This window comes from Pseudomonas sp. PDM18 (genome assembly GCF_014852585.1).
Lineage (GTDB): Bacteria > Pseudomonadota > Gammaproteobacteria > Pseudomonadales > Pseudomonadaceae > Pseudomonas.
This window is the reverse complement of record NZ_JACVBX010000037.1, coordinates 1-1132: the sequence shown is the minus strand read 5'-3', so window position 1 is coordinate 1132 and position 1132 is coordinate 1. Positions and strand designations below refer to the sequence as shown.

The 1132-nt window shown below is 66.3% G+C and carries 2 protein-coding genes; both read left to right on the top strand.

Annotated features, from left to right (window positions below; all coding sequences use genetic code 11):
• On the top strand, positions 1 to 603 hold a 603-nt coding region (locus tag IB274_RS29440), incomplete at its 5' end, for a sulfotransferase (RefSeq protein ID WP_192436292.1).
• A gap of 51 nt (positions 604 to 654) precedes the next feature.
• Positions 655 to 1132, top strand: a 478-nt coding sequence (locus IB274_RS29435; protein ID WP_192436291.1) for a DUF4347 domain-containing protein, incomplete at its 3' end; no start/stop codon positions are given.

Sequence of the window (1132 nt, the reverse complement as noted above, 5' to 3'; positions counted from 1 at the left end):
GCCGACCAGCACGACAAGTCCGTGGTGTTCGACACCAACCGTCTCTGGTGCGCCAACCTGCCGGCCCTGCGCGAGCTGTTCCCGCAGGGCAAGGTCATCGCCTGCGTGCGCAACGTCGCCTGGATCATGGACAGCCTGGAAAAGCTGTTCCGCGCCAACCCCTTCGAGAACACCAAGCTGTTCGCCGACGCCAACGAGCGCAACACCGTCTACAGCCGTGTCGAGACGCTGGCCCAGCGCAACCGTCTGGTGGGCTTTTCCTGGAGCGCGCTGAAGGAAGCCTTCTACGGCGAACAGGCCGACTCGCTGCTGCTGATCGACTACGACCTGCTGGTGCAGAGCCCGGAGAAGGTGCTGCGGCTGGTCTACCAGTTCATCGACGAACCCTGGTTCGAGCACGACTTCGACAACCTCGCCTACGACGCGCCGGATTTCGACGCAGCACTGGGCGTGAGCGGGTTGCATCGCGTGCGACCGAAAGTGTCGCTGCAGGAGCGCCGCACGCTGCTGCCGCCGGATCTGTTCGAGCAGTACAGCAAGCTCTCTTTCTGGGAAGACGGCAGCGCCAGCGCGGCCAACGTGATTCGCATCAAGAACAACTGACAATAATGGTCGCCGCGGCCGTCAGCCGCGCGGAACCAAGAGGTGCATTGCATGCAGTGGATCAAGCGCGTGTTCGGCGAGGCTGCGCGTCGCCAGCAAGTAACCGGGATTTCCCAGCCGACGCTGATCATGGCGCTGGAGCCGCGCATGATGTTCGACGGCGCGGTCGCTGCGACCGCCGTCGAAGCGGCCAAGCCCACTGACGCCCAGGATGCCGCCGCGGCCGACAAGGCCGGCGCGAGCAGCGCCAGCAAGGACAACGCCGACTCCCATGCCGCCACCAGCGACGCCCGCAGCGATGCGGGGCAGGGCGCGGTAGCCGGCAGCGGGCGCAACGTAGTGTTCGTTGATTCGCGTGTGCAAGATGCCCAGCAACTGCTCCAGGGCGTGGCCGCCAACACCGACGTGGTGTTCCTCGACAGCCGCGGCAACGGCGTGCAGCAGATGGCCCAGTACCTGGCCGCGCACCCTGGCGCCGCTTCGGTGCAGATCATCGCCCACGGCAACGCCGGCGACCTGTGGCTGGGCA